We start from the raw sequence: 17,865 nt of genomic DNA on the forward strand, positions 1-17,865 counted from the left end.
TGTCCCGTGATCACTGGGCTTCGCGACCGGTAGTCAACACAGAGTCAACAGGAGCCCCGAGAACCGCCCCCATGAGCCCCGCGGCAGCGGTTCTCGTCTTGTCCTCCGCAGACGGCCACAGGTGGCTGTAGACGTTCAGTGTGATGCTCGGCGTCGAGTGCCCGAGGGCGCGCTGGACCGTCACGACGTCGCATCCCGCGGCGATCAACCCCGAGGCGTAGAAGTGCCGAAGGTCGTGCAGCGTGAACTCCCCGAGCCCGGAGGCCTCACGCGCGTTGCGCCACTGGTTGCCCGCGACGTTGCGGTTGAGCAGGTGCCCGCCGAGTGTGAACAGCCACCCCTCGTCGCCGAACGTGCCAACCGCCTCGGCGTGCCGCGCGAGGAGTTGCAAGAGCTCATCAGCGACGTACACGACGTGCTCGGACCAGTGCTTCGGTGCGACCACCTCGACGCTCGCCCGATTGTCGCCCTGGACCTGCCGAAGAGCCGATGGCGCACCAGCGCGACAAACCTAACGCCCCGACTCCAAACCGGAGTCGGGGCGGTTCGGTGTTTAGGGGCCCCCGACTTGTTGCCTGTCCCGTAGACGAGACAGCCGATGGGCACGTATAACCGATCCAGTGACCGGCTGCATTGGGGCGACCGGCGCTATGGGGAATGGGGAACCATGGAAGATCAGATCGTGTGTCCCGACTGCGGGAGCATCGGCCAAGTGATGGGGTACTGGGAGAAGCCCGGAATGGCTTCGGGCAACTTCGTCATTGGCCTGGACGTGCAAAACTGCAAGGGCTGCCGGGATGCGATGGGCGAGCGGGGCTACACGCCGGTCGTTATCGGCTGGACGGGTCCCAATGCGGGCACCATAACCCCGCTTACGGTTGAGGAGAACTGAGCCATGCCTGAATCATCATTCAGCCCTGGAATTACGGACTTCATTGCCCGACTGAAGGATTACGCTCCTATCGACGAGGACCTCGGCGAAACGCACCTTTACTCCGTCTATACGAAGATTCTCGCCGTCGTGCCAGATCTTGAGGAGCTCGTGTACCTCGGGCACGACTTCGACGGAGACGACAAGATCGCCGGTCACAACATTGCGGCTGCAACCGATGGCCTGTTCCTGTACGTTCCGCTCGACTACGACCGGCCGGCCACCGCCGTCTCGCTCAGGTCACTCAGTTCGCTGGAGCTGCACGGGAACGGAAAGACGCGGGCCAACTTCGAGCAGCTGACCGTCGATATTCCTCTCGGCAAGTACCCATCCGACGGCGGTCGGGCGCAAACCAAGGCTCTAGTTGGGACGCTTGTCGAGGCGCTCGAGGGCGATCCGCGAGTCCAATGGATCGGCGACGGCGATATCGACGGTGGCCACGCCTGAACCGATGGCAAACCAGACTGGCCCCCACCAACGGGTGGGGGCCAGTCTGGTTTCAGTCCCCGTGCATTTCGCGGAACTCTCCGTCGCCCATCGACCCGCGCGAGTCGGCGATTTCCTGCTCAGTGGCGACGTCCTTCGGTTTCCCGCGTGGGGCATCTGAGTGCCGCCACACAGGCAGACCATTCTCCGATAGGACTTTGGCCCAATGGTCCGCCGCCCCCTCCGCGAGTTCGCGACCGTGGTAGTAGCCATCGAGGACGACCACTACCTCGTAGCCACCACCGTCTATCTGCACGGTCTTGATCTCGGGTATGCCCGGGCCGCCCGTCCACGCATACATAGGCGTTCCGGGCTCCAATGCATCGAAGTCGATGTTCGCTTGGCCCCAGCCGATGGGTACGGCCCCATGGTCGTGCGCCTCGTTCATTTCTTGTCCCCAATCTCGTCGTTGTTCCGAGAGGATTCTGTACCCTTCCACTCGAGGCCGGAAGACCACGGGGCGAACAGATCAGTCAACAGCAGGGCCCCTCGAGGGCGTTTCGTATCATCGGAGCCCAACGCTGGAAACTGCGGAATCCTGAGGATCTCAACGATTCCCGCAGCTGCCCCAACACGGGGTGAGGGGTTCGTCAACGTCCGCTGATCTGGGCCGTTCTCCCGAGTGATTGCTGGAGGCCGGGAATCAGCAGTCATCTAAGCGGTCTGGCGCGGACCGATCGGTGCTGTTAGCGTTCGCGTGGAGAAAGGGGCGGAACGTGGCGACAGTGTGGTTCCAAGGACTTGAGTTCTCGGTAGACGACGAGAGCATCGAAGGACAGCTGCCGGTGGTCGATCGGATCGCCGACGCGCTGAATAGCGGCAACGCCGCCCGCCTTCAGGTGTCAATGACTGCTTCCGAACTGGGCAACCCCTCGGGCCCCGTCACTGGGACCCTGGTTGTCGGACAGAGCCAGACTTTCTTCATCGCCGACTGACGCGCGACGCCCCCAGTTCGAAGGGAACGGTCGCGTCCCAGGTGAAGGTCCCCGCGTCGGTGTCCTGGTGGACGCCGAGGAAATGGAGCGACGCGACCTTGAGCGCGGGAATCGGCTCCGTGGCCAGGAGATCGGACTCGCGCTGCAGCTGATCGCTGCTTCCGTCGGCGATGCCGTAGCCGAGCGTGACGTGAGGGCCGAACGGCGCGGCCGGCATGGGGCGGCCCTTGTTGACGGTCGCGGCCGCCGCTTCGCGAACACGGTCCACGAGCCTCGTCCACTCGGGGCTGAGCGCGCCGCGCACCCCGAGCCCGAACTGGTCGGCCACCGGGGCGCCGAGCTCGATCGAGAAGGGCTCGGTGTCCTCCGCGAGCAGTGCGAGCCGTTCCGTGAACGCCTCGACCTCCTCGGGGCTGACCTCCTCCGCAGCGGTCGCGAACTGCTGAACAGTAGCGTGCAGATAGGGCTCGGGCTGGACCGAGCAGTATTCGACCCCTTCAAGGACGCTCTGGCGCGCCACGAGGGTCGACCGGAGTTCGTCGTCGGGCAGGACGTAGACATGGAGCCGATTGCGCATAGATGCCCATCGGGTATTCCGCTCACCAAAGAATCGCTTCACGCGACGACCGTAGCCCGGCTAGGTGAACCCCCGGTGACGCGGCCTAGCGGGCCGTTGCCTCAGCCCTCTCACCTCAGCGCCCTCACCTCAGCGCCGTCGCGTCGAGCCGTCACTCCTCCCGCGCGCGGCGGAGCCCGGTGAGCGGCGAGACCCACCGCGCGGGATCCGCGACCACGAACCGCCTGCCGGAGAGCGCGACCGGGACCACTCGCACGAAGAACGCCTTTTCGCCGCTCTGCCACGGGAAGAGGGGGAGTGCCACCGCGTCGACGATCTCCGCGGTTTGCAGCACGGGTTCGAGCTGGCCCTTGATCACCACGGACCAGGCCTCATTCGTGGACGGCTCGAACCCATCGACCTCGAACGCGACACGCGCCTCGTCAAGGGACGCAGCAAGCTTGGCGCCGGGGTCCGTGCGGAACACCACCGTGCCGTGGTCCACCACGTAGTTGACGGGGAACAGCTCCGGATGTTCGGGGCCGGCGACGGCGAGTCGGCCCACCACAGCGCCGCGCAGCGACGCCCAGCACTGCTCCGTGGACAGCTCGGTGACGGGCGGATATCTCATGGGCTGGCTAGACATGGCCCCAGTGTAGGACCGTACGCGAACGCCGCACACCCGTGACTCAGCCCCTTCGGAACGCCTACCGTGAAGCTCATGGAACAGGTCACCTCACCCGACGGAACCACCATCGCGTTCGACCGGCTCGGCTCCGGCGCACCGCTCATCCTCGTGGCAGGGGCAGCCTGCGATCGCCAGGCCGATGCCCGTCTCGCCGCGAGCCTCGCGGAACATTTCACCGTCTTCAACTACGACCGCCGCGGGCGCGGCGACAGCGGCGACACCCAGCCGTTCGCCGTCGTCCGCGAGGTTGAGGACATCGGCGCCGTGCTCGGCGCCACGGGCGGGGCGGCCCTGCTCGTCGGCCTCTCCTCGGGCGCGGCGCTCGCGGCGCGCGCGGCGGCTGTGCTCCCCGTCGCGGGCCTCGTCATGTGGGAACCGCCGTTCACGGTCGACGACGACGGCCTCGCCGCCGCGCGTGCCTACACGGCCGCGCTCACGGAGCGGCTTGCCGCAGGCGATTCCGACGGCGCGTTCGAGGCGTTCCTACGGCGGGTCGGGATGCCGGACGAGGCGATCGTCGGGGCTCGGCAGGCCCCCTTCTGGGCCGGGGCGGCGCGCATGGCCCCGACCCTCGCGTACGACGACGCGGCCCTCAACGGCGGTCCCGTGCCCACGGACGCCTTCCGGGACGTCGCGGTCCCGACGGTCGTCCTCGCGGGCGGGGCGAGCCCGGATTCGCTCCAGGCAGGGGCGCGCGCAGCCGCGGAGGCCATTGCCTGTGCGGGCTTCGCGGTCCTCGAGGGGCAGACCCACGACGCCGACCCGGACGTGCTCACCGCCGCGATCGTCTCCTTCACCGCTGAGTCCGCGACCGGCTGAGGCGCCTACGGCGTGGGATGCCGCGCGTCGTACTCGCCGAAGCGCGGCTGGGCGAGCTGAAGCACCCCCACGAGCGCGACGCACACGAGCGCACCGACGACGACGGCGCTCCCCTCCCCGATCCAGCCCGCCATGCCACCGGCGAACACGTCGCCGAGCCGCGGCCCGCCCGCGACGACGACCGTGAAGACGCCCTGGAGCCGCCCGCGCATGGCGTCGGGGGTCGCGGCCTGGAGGATCGTGGAGCGCAACGCCCCGCTCACCGAATCGGCGGCCCCGGCCGCAACCACGCAGACGAGCGCGGGCGCGAGCCACCACGTGGGGCCGTCCGGCACGTGACGCCCGGCGCCGAGCACCACGAGGCCGAACGCGAGGATGCTCGCTCCCCACGCGACGACGGCGAACTGCACGCCGCGCCCTTGCCACCGAAGCCGGGCCACGGGGCCCGAGAACAGCCCGCCGAGGAAGGTCCCCGCGGCGATGCCGCCGAGGAGGGCGCCGGCCGTCGCCGCGCCGCCGCCGATCGAGAGCGTGGCGACGGCGGGGAGCAGGGCACGGGGCATCGCGAAGACCATGGCGCACAGGTCGATGAGGAACGTCATGCGAATGTTTGGCCGCGTGCCGAGGAACCGGAAGCCCTCCGCGACCGAGCGGAGCCCCGCGCGGCGCACCTCGCCCTGCGGCGGGAGCGGCGGGAGCTGGAACAGGGCCCACATCGCCACCGTGAAGCTCACGACGTCGAGCGTGTACGTCCATCCGTAGCCCACGCTCGCCACGAGCGCGCCCGCAAGCAGCGGCCCCACGGCCCCGCCGAGCCCGAACGAGATCATGTTGAGCGCGTTGGCGGCTGCGAGCAGCTCGGGCCGGACGAGCCGGGCGATGATGCTGCTGCGCGCGGGCATGTTGATCCCCGACCCGAGGGCCTGCAGCCCCACGAGCACGTAGATGAGCAGCACGCTGTCGAGCCGCAGCCACGCCTGGAGCGCGATGAGCGCGCTCGTGCCCCACAGGAGCAACGAGGAGGCAATGGCGACGAGCCGCCGGTCGTGCGCGTCGACGATCGAGCCGCCGTACAGCCCGGCGGCGATGAGCGGCACGAGCGAGACGAGGCCCAGGAGCCCCACGTTGAAGCTCGAGTGCGTGAGGTCGTAGACCTGCAGACTCACGGCGGTGAGGGTCAGCTGCGAGCCGATGAGGCTGAGGAGCTGCCCGGACCAGATGCGGCGGAAGTCCGCGCTTTCCCGGAGCGGGGTGACATCGGCCAGCAGACTTCGCACCGGGTTAGCCTAACCGCGCCGGCGCGCCCGGATCCTCAGCACAACGCACGACGGCGGGCCTCACCACGTTGAACTGCTCCCCGGAAGTTGGACTGAGAATTCGGTCTGGCTTGCGGGGAGCAGTTTTATGCAGGGAAGCAGTTCGTTGTCTGAGGATCAGCGCGGGGCCGCGGTAGCGTTGTTCGAGGCCGGTTGTGGTGCGAAGGCTGTGGCGGCCCGGCTCGGGGTGGGCTGGAGAGCGGTCGGTCGCCTGTATGACCGATGGCGAGTTCGCGGAGGTACGACGCTGGTGACCAAGCCAACCAAACGGGTGTTCTCGTTCGAGTTCAAGCTCGCTGTCGTGCAGCGGTATCTCGCCGGAGAGGACAAGGTCGCCCTGTCGCGGGAACTCGGGCTGTCCTCTCCGGTGCTGATCAGGAGGTGGGCGCAGCTCTACCGTGACGAGGGCGAGAGCGGTCTGCGCCCGAAGCCGAAGGGCCGACCGAAGGAAACCCCGGGCAGCGTGGGCAAGCCTGAATCAGAGCTCCAGCGGCTGCGCCGTGAGAACGAGCGTCTGCGGGCCGAGGTCGCATTCCTGGGAAAAGTGCAGGCCTTGAGGGGCAAGGAACGGCGCTAAGGGTCCGCGCCGTCATCGACCTCAAGGCCGAGCACCGCCTCGACCTGCTCCTGGAGGTGGCCGGGCTGGCCCGGTCCACGTTCTTCTACCACCAGGCGCGCCTGCGGGCTCCGGACCCTCAGGAGGCCCTCAAGTCCGCGGTCGCGGACATCTTCGGGGAGAACCATGGCCGGTACGGGCACCGCCGCATCCATACCGAGCTGCTCAGGCAGGGGTGGACGGTTGCGAAGAAGACGGTACTGAAGTTGATGCGTGTCCTCGGGCTGGTCTGCAGAGTCCGCCGGAAGAAGCGCTACATCTCCTATCGGGGCGAGCAGGGAAGGATTGCCCCGAACCTGCTCAACCGTGAGTTCGACGCCACGGCCCCGAACCAGAAGTGGGTCACGGACGTGACCGAATTCAGCATCGGCGACCGGAAGCTCTACCTCTCCCCGGTCATGGACCTCTTCGACCGGCAGATCATCTCCCATACCGTCGGCACGTCCCCGAACCTGGCGCTTACCAACGCTTCTCTGCAGGAGGCCCTGGCCGGCCTTCAGCCCGGTCAGCAGCCGCTGGTGCATTCGGACCAGGGATTCCAGTACCAGCACCTCTCTTGGCGCGAGCTCCTCGAGAGCGCCGGCGCGGTCCAATCGATGTCCCGCAAGGGCAACTGCTACGACAACGCCGTGATGGAGAACTTCTTCGGCCACCTCAAGGAAGAGCTCTTCCACCACGTCCGGTTCACCAGCACCGAGGCGCTGGCAGCGCAGCTGGACGAATACATCCGCTGGTACAACACCGAAAGAATCTCGACAAAGCTCAAGGGCCTGAGCCCGGTGCAATACCGCGCCCAGGCCCTCGCGGCCTAGGATCTTATTTGGCCAGTCCAACTATCGGGGACCAGTTCGCGTCTGGTGAGGCCCGCCGTCGTCCGTGGTGGGGTGGGCTCAGCGCCCGATCTGGCCCGCCATTGCCTCGAGGCGCGCGATGCGATCCGCCATCGGCGGGTGCGTCGAGAACATGTTCGCGACGCCGCCGCCGCGCTTGAACGGATTGGCGATCATGAGGTGCGAGGTGTTGACGAGCGACTGGTCCTGCGGGAGCGGGTTGGCCCGAACGCCGCCGTCGATCTTGTTGAGCGCGGACGCGAGCGCGAGCGGATCGCCCGTGAGCTGGGAGCCGTCCTCGTCGGCGTCGTACTCGCGCGTGCGCGAGATCGCGAGCTGGATGAGGCTCGCCGCAAAGGGCGCGAGGAGCGCGAGGATGAGGATCGCGAACGGGTTCCCGTTGCGGTTGTCGCGCCCGCCACCGCCGCCGAAGAACATGGCGAACTGCGCGACGGACGTGATGACGCCCGCGACGGCCGCCGCGATCGAGGACGTGAGGATGTCGCGGTTGTAGACGTGCATGAGCTCGTGGCCCAGGACGCCGCGGAGCTCGCGGGCGTCGAGGAGGTGGAGGATGCCCTCGGTGCAGCACACCGCGGCGTGCTGCGGATTGCGCCCGGTCGCGAACGCGTTGGGGGCTTGCGTCGGCGAGATGTAGATGCGAGGCATGGGCTGGTTCGCGCGCTCCGAGAGCTCGCGGACGATCTGGTACAGGCCCGGCGCCTCCTCCTCGGTGACCGGATAGGCCTGCATGGAGCGGAGCGCGATCTTGTCGCTGTTCCAATAGCTGTACGCCGTGGTCACGAGACCGATCGCGGCGAAGATCCAGATCGGCGCCGCACTGCGGGTTCCGACGCCGATGAGCCCCCCAAGTCCGAGGAGCACGGCCCACAGAACGCCGAACAGGACGGCGGTCTTGAGCCCGTTGTAGTGGTTGTGCACGGTGACCTCCTGCAGCTTCAACGAACGACTCAGCCGGCTTGCTCCCCGGCGCGGAGGAAATCGTCGACGGCCTCGAAAAGCCCCGGATCCTCGAGGATCCGGAAGTGTCCCGTGACCGGCAGGATGATGTTACGCGCCCCCGCGAGGCCCGTGGATCGCCCCACGAGAGGGTCCACGTCAGCGCCCACCGAGACGATCCGCGAGTTCACCTCGAGGTTCTTCGCGAGCAGACCCATGACCGGGTGCTCGGGGTAGAACGAGCGCAGCGGGCGGGTGGGGGCGTAGCGCGAGTACCGCGTGCCCTCGAACGGCGTGCCGACGGCGAGCATGCGCGAGACGAGCCGTTCCGTGTCCGGCGCGGTCATGAGGAGCTTGCCGATGAGGCCGCCCTTGCTGTGGGCGACGACGACGGCGTTGCGCACCCCGAGCTCGCGCAGGCGCGCGGCGGCGAGGGCCGCGCATTCGGGGATGCTCCGCCGGTTGTAGCCCAGCTCCGGGAGGACGATCACGCGGTGCCCGCGGCGCTGGAGCCACCGCCGCAAAGGGTCCATGAAGCCCGCGGGCTCATAGATGCCGGGGATGAGGACCACGTCTGCTTTTGCCGCGAGCGGGCGGGTGGGCCCCACCTCCGCCGCGAGGGAATCTGCGCCGTCTGCCGTGGCCGCGAGCGGGCGGGAAGCCGCCGCTTTCGGCGCGTGAACTCTCGGCTCCGTGATGCTCCCGTGGGCGAGCGAGGCGGCGTGCCGCCAGACCGCGTACCCCGCGTCGAGCACGACCCCACGGGCCACCGCGAGCGCTCGTCGAGGGGTTGCGTTCGTCTGCACCGCTGTCTCCACGCGCGCGCTCCTTTCAGGCCTGGGGCCACGATGCCCCCATTGCCGCCAGCGTAGCGACGATCGCTGTGCGGAGCCTGTCACACGGTTTCAGGGCACTCGGCTTCAGAGCACACGGCCTCGGGGCACGGTCCGGGCTCAGGTGAGGCTCACCTTATTGTGAGTATCTCAAAATAAGTGCTTCAATGGGCTCATGGAAACCACGCACGGTCAAGGCTCCGAGGGCTGGTCCGCCTCGCTGCGCGAGCACGGGCGGCGGGTCACGCGCCAGCGCCTCGCGGTGCTCGGCGCCGTGGAACGCCATCCGCATTCCTCGGCCGAGGCGATTCTGGCCTCGGCGCGCGAGGAACTGCCGGAGATCACGGCCCAGTCGGTATATGTGGTCCTCGGCGACCTCACGGACCTCGGCATGCTGCGCCGGTTCGAGCCGCCGCACTCCCCCGCCCTCTACGAGACGCGCGTGGGCGACAACCACCACCACGCGATCTGCTCGATCTGCGGGCGAGTCGAGGACGTCGAGTGCGCCGTGGGCCACGCGCCGTGCCTCACGCCGAGCGAGACCCACGGGATGACGATCATGATCGCCGACGTCACGTACGTGGGGATCTGCTCCGATTGCGCGGCCAAGCAGGCCGCGGTTCCGGCCCCCTGAACTTCCGTCCACATAAACCATCACATCGAATCACCAAGGAGAGTCATGACGGTCAACTACTCAACGACCCAGTCCGGCGCCCCCGTCACATCCGATGCCCACTCGCAGTCCGTCGGCGCTGACGGTGCGATCATCCTGACCGACCACTACCTCGTCGAGAAGCTCGCGCAGTTCAATCGCGAGCGCGTCCCGGAGCGCGTGGTGCACGCCAAGGGCGGCGGCGCGTTCGGCGTGTTCGAGGCCACGGAGGACGTGTCGAAGTACACGAAGGCCGCGCTCTTCCAGCCGGGCGTCGAGACCGAGATGCTCATCCGCTTCTCCTCGGTGGCCGGCGAGCACGGTTCGCCCGACACGTGGCGCGACCCGCGCGGCTTCGCCGTGAAGTTCTACACGAGCGAGGGCAACTACGACCTCGTGGGCAACAACACCCCCGTGTTCTTCATCCGCGACGGCATCAAGTTCCCCGACTTCATCCACTCGCAGAAGCGCCTCCCCGGCAGCCACTTGCGCGACGCGGACATGCAGTGGGACTTCTGGACGCTCTCCCCCGAGTCCGCCCATCAGGTCACGTGGCTCATGGGCGATCGCGGCCTCCCGAAGACGTGGCGCCACATGCAGGGCTACGGCTCGCACACGTACCAATGGATCAACGCCGAGGGCGAGCGCTTCTGGGTCAAGTACCACTTCCACACGAACCAGGGCGTCGAGAACCTCACGGGCGACGACGCCGAGCGCATCGCGGGCGAGAACGCCGACTACTACATCCAGGACCTCTACGAGAACATCGCCGAGGGGAACTTCCCGAGCTGGGAGCTCTTCGTCCAGGTCATGCCGTACGAGGACGCCAAGACGTACCGCTACAACCCCTTCGACCTCACGAAGACGTGGTCCAAGAAGGACTACCCGCTCCTCAAGGTCGGCACCATGACGCTCAACCGCAACCCGGAGAACTACTTCGCGCAGATCGAGCAGGCCGCGTTCGCGCCGTCGAACTTCGTGCCGGGCATCGCGGCCTCGCCGGACAAGATGCTCCAGGCGCGCATCTTCTCCTACGCGGACGCGCACCGCTACCGCGTGGGCACGAACCACGCGCAGCTCCCGGTCAACGCGCCGAAGAACGAGGTGCGCAACTACAGCCAGGATGGTGCGGCGCGCTACCACTTCAACGCCCCGACCACCCCGGTCTACGCGCCGAACTCGACGGGCGGCCCCGCCGCGGCCGAGCCTACGAACCCGGGCGGCGGCTGGGAGAACGACGGCGCGCTGACCCTCGCCGCGCATTCCCTCCACGCCGAAGACGGCGACTTCGTGCAGCCGGGCATCCTCTACCGCGAGGTGTTCGACGACGCGGCGCGCGCCCGTTTCCTCCAGACGATCGCGGGCGCCGTGGGCGGCGTGGCCAACGCGGACATCAAGGAGCGCGCGATCCAGTACTGGACGAACGTGGATGCCGAGCTCGGGGCGAAGCTCCGGGCAGAGCTCGGGAAGTAGTCTCCCCAAACGGTTGCGCCGTCACGTCCGCGGGGTTCACACCCCGCAGACGTGACGGCGCAACTCTGGGCGCTGCTCCCGGCCGGGTTACAGCGCCGCCGTGAAGGCCGCGGCCCGAGCCGCGATGTCGCCCCATGCGCCGGCCTCGACGGCCGACGGCGGGACCACCGACGTCCCGCAGCACACCGCGAGCGCGCCGGCGTCGAGGTAGCTCCGGGCGTTCGAGGCGTCGATCCCGCCGGACGGCAGGAGCTTGACTCCGGGGTACGGCCCGTGCAGGTCCTTGAGGAACCCGGGGCCGACCTGGCGCGCGGGGAAGATCTTGACCACCGACGAGCCGAGATCGACCGCCTGCGCGACCTCCGACGGCGTCATCGCGCCGAGGCAGAACGGCACGCCGGCCGCGGATGCGACGGCTGCGACCTCCGTCCGAATCCCGGGCGTCACGAGGAACTGCGCGCCGGCGTCGATCGCGGCGCGGGCTTGATCGCCCGTGAGGACCGTGCCAATCCCCACGGTGGCGCCGTGCTCGCCCGAGGTGTCCACCGCGCGTCGTACGTGGGTGAGGACGTCCGGGGTGGTGAAGGTCAACTCGAGCGCGCGGATGCCGCTCGAGGCGAGCGCGCCCGCGAGGCCCGCCGCGTCTGGGATCGACGCGGCCCGCACGACAGCGAGGGTCCGGTCCGCGGCGAGCAGTGCTGTGAGCTCTTCGTCAGTCATCGCTCGTGAGGTCCAATCGAGTTCGCGTTGCATAATTCGCAACGGTGGTTGCAAATGGTGTTTGTCCTTGTCTAGCATCGGGGCAGAACTGGCGTCAAGGCCGCCAGAATCCCCGCGCGAGGACATCGTAGAAGCCAAGCGCACTAGCAAGGAGCGCGAGAGGCGATGCTGACAACCGTGTGCCTGGGCGAGACCATGGCCATGCTGACTCCCGAGACAGGAATGCCGCTCGAGCGCGCCGAGGTCCTCGAGCTCCGGAATGGCGGGGCCGAATCCAACGTGGCCCTCGGCTTCGCCGCGATGGGCCTCGACACGCATTGGGTGAGCCGGGTGGGGCGCGACGGCTTCGGTGCACGCATCCTGACCGAGCTCGCCGAGCAGGGCGTGGGCGTGTCCGGGGTCGAGACGGACGCCGCTCGCCCCACGGGACTCTACGTCAAGGTCCCCGCCTCCGACGCGGCGCCCGCGTCCGTGCTCTACTATCGCCACGGCTCGGCTGCCTCGGCCATGGGCCCCACGCTCCTCGACGAGCCGCGCGTCGCCGAACTGCTCGGGCGCGCCTCGCTCGTGCACGTGAGCGGCATCACGGCGGCCCTCTCGGACGAATGCCTCGCGCTCCTCGACGCGCTCCTGGCCCGCCCGCGCACTTTCCTCGTGAGCTTCGACATCAACTGGCGCGCGCCGCTGTGGGTGGGTCGCGACCGCGGCGTGCTGCGGAGCCTTGCGAACCGCGCGGACCTCGTCCTCGTGGGCCGCGACGAGGCCGAGCACGCCTTCGGGACCGGGGACGAGGCCGAGCTGCGGCGGCTCCTGCCGGATCCAGAGGTCGTGGTGATCAAGAACGAGGCGATCAGTGCCATCGCCCTGGGGCGTGGCGGCGAGCGCACGGAGGTCCGGGCCCTCGCGGTCCGTGTCGTCGAGCCCGTGGGCGCGGGCGACTCCTTCGCGGCGGGGTACCTGAGCGGCGTCCTGCTGGGGCTGGACCAGAAGGCGAGCCTGCGCCGCGGGCACGTCGCTGCGGCCTGCACGCTCACCGTCAACGGCGACCGCGGCCCGCTCCCAGAGCCCGGCGTGCTCGGGGGCATTCTGGGCTGCTCGGACGAGGAGTGGGCGGGCACCGTCGTCTCGCGCGCGGGCTTCGCCGTGGGCGGCGGGGCGCGCGACGACGCCGCGCACGACGGCGGGGCGCGGCCGTGAGCCAGAGCCTCCTCCGAGCGCTTGACCTCCTGGGCGAACTCGCCGCCGGGCCGGCAACGCTCGACGAGCTCGCGTCGCGCGCGACCGTCCACAAGACGACGGTCATGCGGCTCCTGCACGGCCTCGAGGAGAAGCGCTTCGTGGTCCGCGACGGGCAGCAGCGCTACCGGCTGGGCCCCAAGCTCTTCGAGCTCTCCTCGCTCGCGCTCGAGCAGCGCGACGTCCGCGCGGTGGCGCGGCCGCACCTCGTGCGGCTCAATGAGCTCACGGGGTACACGGTCCACCTCGCGGCGTTCGAGGGCCCCGACGTGACGTACATCGACAAGCTCGAATCTCGGCAGCCCGTGCGGATGTACTCGCGGATCGGCCTCACGGCGGCCCTGCACGCGGCCGCCGTCGCGAAGGTGCTGCTCGCGGACCTCCCGGCGTCGGGCCGCGAGGCCATCGCTGCGGCCATCGACTACACGCCGCTCACGGAACGGACGATCACGGGCCCCGAGGCGCTGCTCGCCGAGCTCGATCGCGTCGCCGCGCAAGGCTGGGCGCTCGACGACGAAGAACACGAGGCGTTCGTCCATTGCGTCGCGGCACCCATCCGGGACGCGAGCGGCCGCGCCGTCGCGGCGGCCTCGTGCTCCGTTCCGACGGTGCTCCTGGACCTGGAGGGACTCCTGGGCCTCGTCCCCGCGCTGACGGCATGCACGGACGCCATCTCACGGGACCTCGGCTGGGTGCCGCCGGGTGCGCGGCCGGCCTGAGGGCCCGGCCACACCCCGAATCGGGGACTGAGGCCGAGCCGTCAGGGGCGGCGCTCGCCCGCGGCCGTCTGGCTCGCCGTGTGCTGGCGGACGAACGCGTCGACGAGCATCTCGAAGCACGCCCGCACCGCGGTGCCGTCGCCGGTGACGACGTAGTCGTACATGAGTCCCGTCACGGCCGAGACGAACGTGCGGCCACGGACGGCCGCCTCGTCGGCCGGAATGCCCTCGTTCTCAAGCCAGGAGGCGAGGAACCGGCACCACCCCAGGTACCCGGCCGCCGAGGTCCCGCGTGGCCGCTCCGCCACGACGTCCTGGACGGCGGCCTCGAACTCGAGGCGCTGCAGATGGCGTCCGCGGCTCTCCAGCGAGCGCTCGAACACCGCCCGAGCCCACAGGATGAGCTCGTCGAGAGTCATCGTCTCGGCGCCCGGCTGATAGGCGTCGAACCGGGACTCGATGCCACGGATAATCTCGGCAACGAGTTGCTCTCGGTTGCCGAAGTGGTAGACGAGCACGTAGCTGCTGATGCCGAGTCCGTCTGCCAGGCTGCGGAACGTCAGATCCGCGAGCGTCTTGTCCAGCAGGAATTCCAGAATCTGCTCGAGCAGCTCGGTTTTTCGCTCTGGCCGTGGCGGTCTTGCCATAACCCAATCCTCGTCCCGACCGTCACGTGCGTGATCGGATCTGATGTGTAGTGCCTCACTCCCCCACCGGTGATCCTACAGGCCGGGATCGCGATTATTGGACGCCGACGCTATCCAATGGCTCGCCGTCCGACGCCACCGCCGAGCGGGCTCCGGCGAACTTCTCGTTGAGCCGCGAATGTCCGTGGCCGTAGGCGAAATAGATGGTCAGACCAAAGGCAAGCCACACAACGAAATAAATCCACGTTTCTACGGCAAGATTTGCCATGAGGTACAGGCAGAGGGCGGCGGAGACGATCGGCAGCACCTTGCCGAACGGCACGCGGAAGGACGGCTTGAGATCCGGACGACGGCGGCGCAGCACGATGATCCCGAGGCTCACCACGACGAACGCCGAGAGCGTTCCGATGTTGATCATCTCCTCGAGGACGTCCACCTGGGTGAGGCCCGCGACAATCGCCACGAGGGCGCCGCACAGGATCTGGAGGCGGGCCGGCGTCGAACGCTTCTCCGACGTCACGGACAGCGCCCGCGGGAGGAGGCCGTCGCGGCTCATCGCGAGCACCACGCGGGCGAGGCCCATGAGGAGCACCATGATCACGGTCGTGAGCCCCACGAGCGAGCCGAACGCGATGACCTTCGCGGCGTCCGTGTTCCCCACGGCCTCGAACGCGGTGGTGAGGGTGGGCTGGTCGGCGGCCGCGAGGGCCGTGTACGGGACCATGCCCGTGAGGGCGAGCGAGACGAGGATGTACAGGAGCGTCACGGCGCCGAGGCCCGCGAAGATGCCGCGCGGGAGCGTCTTCTGGGGGTCCTTGACCTCCTCGGCGCTCGTCGCGACCACGTCGAATCCGATGAACGCGAAGAACACGAGCGCGGCGCCCGCGAACACTCCGAAGAGGCCATACTGGGCCGGCGCGGCGCCGGTCGCGAACGCGACGAGCGACTGCTTGAGCACGGCCGTGCCGTCCGAGGCGTGCGCGGGGACCGCCGCCGGGACGAACGGCGCGTAGTTCCCCGCCTCGACGTACGTGAAGCCGACCACGATCACGAACAGCACCACCGCGATCTTGATGATCGTGAAGACGTTGCCCACGCGGGCGGAGAGCTTCGTGCCGAGGACCAAGAGGACCGTGAAGATCGAGACGATGAGGAACGGGCCCCACACGAGCTCGATGGGGCCGAGCTGGATGCTCGGCGGGACGTCGAGGCCCACGAGGGAGAACACCTTGCTGAGGTAGAGGCCCCAGTACTTCGCGACAACGGCGCCCGCCGTGAACAGCTCGAGGATGAGGTTCCAGCCGATGATCCATGCGAGCAGCTCGCCCATGGTGGCGTACGTGAAGACGTAGGCGGACCCCGCGACCGGGATCGCCGTGGCGAACTCGGCGTAGCACATGATCGCGAGCGCGCACGCGACCGCGGCGATCGCGAAGGAGACCGTGACGGCCGGGCCCGCGAAGTTCGCCGCCGCCTTCGCGCCGACCGAGAAGATCCCTGCGCCCACCGCGACCGCGATGCCCATGATCATGAGATCCCATGAGCTGAGCGAGCGCTTGAGCCTCCTGCCCGGTTCGTCAGAGTCGGCGAGCGTCTGCTCGATGGGCTTGGTGCGGAGGATCTGCATGCAACTTCCTGGGGTGCCGGCGGGCGGCCCGGGGCCAAAACAACCCATGAGGCCAAAAACAACCTGTTAAGGGTAGGTGTCCGCTCCGTGGGCGCCTCAAATCGTCTCAGGATGCGGACCCGCAGGCTCCCGCGCTGAGGTCAGAACGTCGCAGTGTTGGAAACGGGCGTCCCGCCCTGTTCGAGCACGGCCGTCCCGGTGACGGCCGGCCGAGGTGGGATGACCGGCAATACACCGGACGAATACCAGTCGAGTGTCAACGGCTGAATCTGCCCTCCACTCACGAACGGAGTCCTACATGTCAGTGTTGTGGACTGGGCAAGAAGGTCCTGGGCAGGGATGCAGCTCCACGGCGACGAATGCGTCGGCACGAAAAGTGACGGAAACTGAATCGTCACGACGACATCGGTGGGCTGAGAAGGCCCTCTCGCCGGGACGACCTTGAACGTGAAACTGTATGCACTACTCGGCACACTCGGGCTCGAATCACGGCTCACAATCAGCGTGTAAGGCACCGCCGTCAGGGTGGGGGTCGGCGTCGGCGTCGGGCTTGGCGGCGCACTCGCGGACTGGGTCACGGGTGGCGCGGGCGTCGGGGTGGGACGCACGGGCGGCGGGGCCGCGACGGGCGGCTGCGGCGCGGGAGCGGGCGCGGGGGCCACGTAGACGGGCGCGGGCTCCTCGGGGGCCGGCTCTGGGCCGGAGCGGGCGGGGAAGCTGCGCCGGGGCGGCCTCGCTCGCGGAGCCCGCGCTTGCGGCCCCCGAACCCGCCTGAGCCACGACGCTCGGCGCGGGGGACGCGGTGGCGGGCTCCGGCGTCATCGGCTGTCCGAGCGACGCGACGGCAATCCCGCCCGCGATGGCAAGCCCGATCACGAGCCCGCCCACCACGACGTTGCCGGTTCCGAGCTTGTCGACGGTGTGCTTGAGCCACGCGACCCCGCCCACGAGGAAGCCGCCGGCCGCGATCTTCCCGGCGACCGGCGCCGCGAACGGGAGCGCCGTGACGAGCGGGAACACGATGCCGCGCATCCCGTGCCCCACGTCCTGGAGCTGCAGGAGCGCCGCCGTGCAGCTCGGGCAGTCGGAGAGGTGCTCGCGCACCTTCTTCGCGTTGCGCGTGCTCAAGCCGTTGCGAGCGTACGCGCCGAGCTTGTCCGCGAAGGGCGCGCACTCGTCCTCGACGGCAGTCGCGGAGACGTGCGCCTGGAGGTAGGCCTGGCGGAGGCCCTCCCGGGCCCGCAGGGCGAGCGCGGAGACCGCGTTGGGCGAGAGGCCGAGGAGGGGCGCGACGGCGGCCGGCTGCATGCCGTCCACCTCGGTGTACCAGAGCACGGCCTGCCACCGCTCGGGCAGGGTGCGGAACGCGTTCGCTACGGCGTCCGATTCGAAGCCGGACATGACCGGATCGTCGTACGGCTGCTCGCCCTCGTAGCGCTCCATCTCATCGCTCAGCGTCTGGCGCGCGGCCTTGATGTTTCCGCGGGCGGCGAGCCGGGAAATGGACGTGAACAGATACGCTCGGAAGAAGGCATCCGGTCCGGAGCCGCTGCGAAGGGCAGTGAGAACGTTGGCAAAGCCCTCGGACGCAAGGTCCTCGGCGTCGCTCGCGTTGCGGGCATATCGGCGCGCAAGCCCCACGGCGGCACTGTGATGCCGCTCGAAGAGCTGAGCGTACGCCTCGTTATCGCCGGCACGCACTTCAGCGATGAGCTGGGCGTCACTGGGTGGTGCGGGCGCAGTGCTCACGGCGTCGGCACTCGCGGTCATGAAAGTCCTTCCGGCTCTCTACGGTCACTTCTCGTTGAGAGTCCCCTGGGG

At 68.8% G+C, this 17,865-nt stretch carries 21 protein-coding genes; 10 read left to right on the forward strand and 11 right to left on the reverse strand.

From position 1 onward, the window contains the following. Positions 1-10: 10 nt before the first annotated feature. On the reverse strand, positions 11-445 hold the full coding sequence (locus tag ACOKR1_RS16380; RefSeq protein ID WP_422933991.1) for a tyrosine-type recombinase/integrase: 435 nt from the start codon (positions 443-445) through the stop codon (positions 11-13). 222 nt (positions 446-667) lie between these two features. On the opposite strand from ACOKR1_RS16380, the gene ACOKR1_RS16385 reads away from it, so the two are divergent. Further along, positions 668-892: a hypothetical protein gene (locus ACOKR1_RS16385; RefSeq protein WP_422933992.1), complete on the forward strand. Its 225-nt coding sequence runs from the start codon at positions 668-670 to the stop codon at positions 890-892. Positions 893-895: 3 nt separating this feature from the next. After that, positions 896-1,378, forward strand: a complete 483-nt coding sequence (locus ACOKR1_RS16390; RefSeq protein ID WP_422933993.1) for a hypothetical protein — start codon at positions 896-898, stop codon at positions 1,376-1,378. Between the two features lie 52 nt (positions 1,379-1,430). Here the strand turns inward: ACOKR1_RS16390 and ACOKR1_RS16395 are convergent, their stop codons facing one another. Next, positions 1,431-1,805 carry a hypothetical protein gene (locus ACOKR1_RS16395; RefSeq protein ID WP_422933994.1) on the reverse strand — a complete coding sequence of 125 codons (375 nt, stop codon included), beginning with the start codon at positions 1,803-1,805 and terminating at the stop codon, positions 1,431-1,433. A 328-nt stretch (positions 1,806-2,133) separates the two neighbouring features. Here ACOKR1_RS16395 and ACOKR1_RS16400 point away from each other — a divergent pair, with 328 nt between their 5' ends. Beyond that, positions 2,134-2,352 carry a hypothetical protein gene (locus ACOKR1_RS16400; RefSeq protein WP_422933995.1) on the forward strand — a complete coding sequence of 73 codons (219 nt, stop codon included), beginning with the start codon at positions 2,134-2,136 and terminating at the stop codon, positions 2,350-2,352. Here ACOKR1_RS16400 and ACOKR1_RS16405 read toward each other — a convergent pair. After that, positions 2,339-2,929 carry a 2'-5' RNA ligase family protein gene (locus tag ACOKR1_RS16405; RefSeq protein WP_422933996.1) on the reverse strand — a complete coding sequence of 197 codons (591 nt, stop codon included), beginning with the start codon at positions 2,927-2,929 and terminating at the stop codon, positions 2,339-2,341. The genes ACOKR1_RS16400 and ACOKR1_RS16405 overlap by 14 nt on opposite strands. A 151-nt stretch (positions 2,930-3,080) precedes the next feature. Further along, a complete protein-coding gene (locus ACOKR1_RS16410; protein ID WP_422933997.1) occupies positions 3,081-3,554 on the reverse strand; it encodes a pyridoxamine 5'-phosphate oxidase family protein in 474 nt (157 codons plus the stop codon). 75 nt (positions 3,555-3,629) lie between these two features. On the opposite strand from ACOKR1_RS16410, the gene ACOKR1_RS16415 reads away from it, so the two are divergent. Further along, positions 3,630-4,415: an alpha/beta fold hydrolase gene (locus tag ACOKR1_RS16415; protein WP_422933998.1), complete on the forward strand. Its 786-nt coding sequence runs from the start codon at positions 3,630-3,632 to the stop codon at positions 4,413-4,415. A 5-nt stretch (positions 4,416-4,420) separates the two neighbouring features. On the opposite strand, the gene ACOKR1_RS16420 is transcribed toward ACOKR1_RS16415, so the two are convergent. Next, positions 4,421-5,692: an MFS transporter gene (locus ACOKR1_RS16420; RefSeq protein WP_422933999.1), complete on the reverse strand. Its 1,272-nt coding sequence runs from the start codon at positions 5,690-5,692 to the stop codon at positions 4,421-4,423. A gap of 289 nt (positions 5,693-5,981) precedes the next feature. On the opposite strand from ACOKR1_RS16420, the gene ACOKR1_RS16425 reads away from it, so the two are divergent. Continuing rightward, a complete protein-coding gene (locus ACOKR1_RS16425) occupies positions 5,982-6,308 on the forward strand; it encodes a helix-turn-helix domain-containing protein (RefSeq protein WP_422934000.1) in 327 nt (108 codons plus the stop codon). A gap of 50 nt (positions 6,309-6,358) precedes the next feature. Continuing rightward, positions 6,359-7,159: an IS3 family transposase gene (locus ACOKR1_RS16430; RefSeq protein ID WP_422936672.1), complete on the forward strand. Its 801-nt coding sequence runs from the start codon at positions 6,359-6,361 to the stop codon at positions 7,157-7,159. 78 nt (positions 7,160-7,237) lie between these two features. Here ACOKR1_RS16430 and htpX read toward each other — a convergent pair whose 3' ends face one another. Then, complete coding sequence (gene htpX / locus ACOKR1_RS16435) at positions 7,238-8,119, reverse strand: zinc metalloprotease HtpX (RefSeq protein ID WP_415855372.1); 882 nt, start codon at positions 8,117-8,119, stop codon at positions 7,238-7,240. Positions 8,120-8,148: 29 nt separating this feature from the next. Further along, positions 8,149-8,955, reverse strand: a complete 807-nt coding sequence (locus ACOKR1_RS16440; protein WP_422934001.1) for an esterase/lipase family protein — start codon at positions 8,953-8,955, stop codon at positions 8,149-8,151. Positions 8,956-9,145: 190 nt separating this feature from the next. Between ACOKR1_RS16440 and ACOKR1_RS16445 the strand changes: the two genes are divergently transcribed. Together ACOKR1_RS16445 and ACOKR1_RS16450 are read left to right on the forward strand one after the other, a co-directional pair. Then, the gene (locus ACOKR1_RS16445; RefSeq protein ID WP_422934002.1) at positions 9,146-9,604 is read left to right on the forward strand and encodes a Fur family transcriptional regulator; all 459 of its coding nucleotides are present in this window, start codon (positions 9,146-9,148) and stop codon (positions 9,602-9,604) included. Positions 9,605-9,649: 45 nt separating this feature from the next. After that, positions 9,650-11,095 carry a catalase gene (locus ACOKR1_RS16450; protein ID WP_422934003.1) on the forward strand — a complete coding sequence of 482 codons (1,446 nt, stop codon included), beginning with the start codon at positions 9,650-9,652 and terminating at the stop codon, positions 11,093-11,095. An 87-nt stretch (positions 11,096-11,182) separates the two neighbouring features. On the opposite strand, the gene ACOKR1_RS16455 is transcribed toward ACOKR1_RS16450, so the two are convergent. Beyond that, the gene (locus tag ACOKR1_RS16455) at positions 11,183-11,815 is read right to left on the reverse strand and encodes a bifunctional 4-hydroxy-2-oxoglutarate aldolase/2-dehydro-3-deoxy-phosphogluconate aldolase (protein ID WP_422934004.1); all 633 of its coding nucleotides are present in this window, start codon (positions 11,813-11,815) and stop codon (positions 11,183-11,185) included. A 165-nt stretch (positions 11,816-11,980) separates the two neighbouring features. On the opposite strand from ACOKR1_RS16455, the gene ACOKR1_RS16460 reads away from it, so the two are divergent. Then, positions 11,981-13,012 (forward strand): sugar kinase, encoded by a 1,032-nt coding sequence (locus tag ACOKR1_RS16460; RefSeq protein WP_422934005.1) that lies wholly within the window; start codon positions 11,981-11,983, stop codon positions 13,010-13,012. Further along, entirely contained in the window at positions 13,009-13,770 is a 762-nt protein-coding gene (locus ACOKR1_RS16465) for an IclR family transcriptional regulator (RefSeq protein WP_422934006.1), read from the forward strand. Before ACOKR1_RS16460 ends, ACOKR1_RS16465 begins: the two co-directional genes overlap by 4 nt. A 41-nt stretch (positions 13,771-13,811) precedes the next feature. Here ACOKR1_RS16465 and ACOKR1_RS16470 read toward each other — a convergent pair whose 3' ends face one another. From ACOKR1_RS16470 to ACOKR1_RS16480, 3 genes are all read right to left on the reverse strand, one after another. Further along, positions 13,812-14,417: a TetR/AcrR family transcriptional regulator gene (locus ACOKR1_RS16470; RefSeq protein ID WP_415856917.1), complete on the reverse strand. Its 606-nt coding sequence runs from the start codon at positions 14,415-14,417 to the stop codon at positions 13,812-13,814. Positions 14,418-14,511: 94 nt separating this feature from the next. Beyond that, positions 14,512-16,044 (reverse strand): amino acid permease, encoded by a 1,533-nt coding sequence (locus ACOKR1_RS16475; protein WP_422934007.1) that lies wholly within the window; start codon positions 16,042-16,044, stop codon positions 14,512-14,514. 486 nt (positions 16,045-16,530) lie between these two features. After that, on the reverse strand, positions 16,531-17,814 hold the full coding sequence (locus ACOKR1_RS16480; RefSeq protein ID WP_422934008.1) for a sigma-70 family RNA polymerase sigma factor: 1,284 nt from the start codon (positions 17,812-17,814) through the stop codon (positions 16,531-16,533). Positions 17,815-17,865: the final 51 nt, after the last annotated feature.

This window comes from Sinomonas sp. P47F7 (assembly GCF_049332655.1).
Classification (GTDB): Bacteria; Actinomycetota; Actinomycetes; order Actinomycetales; family Micrococcaceae; genus Sinomonas.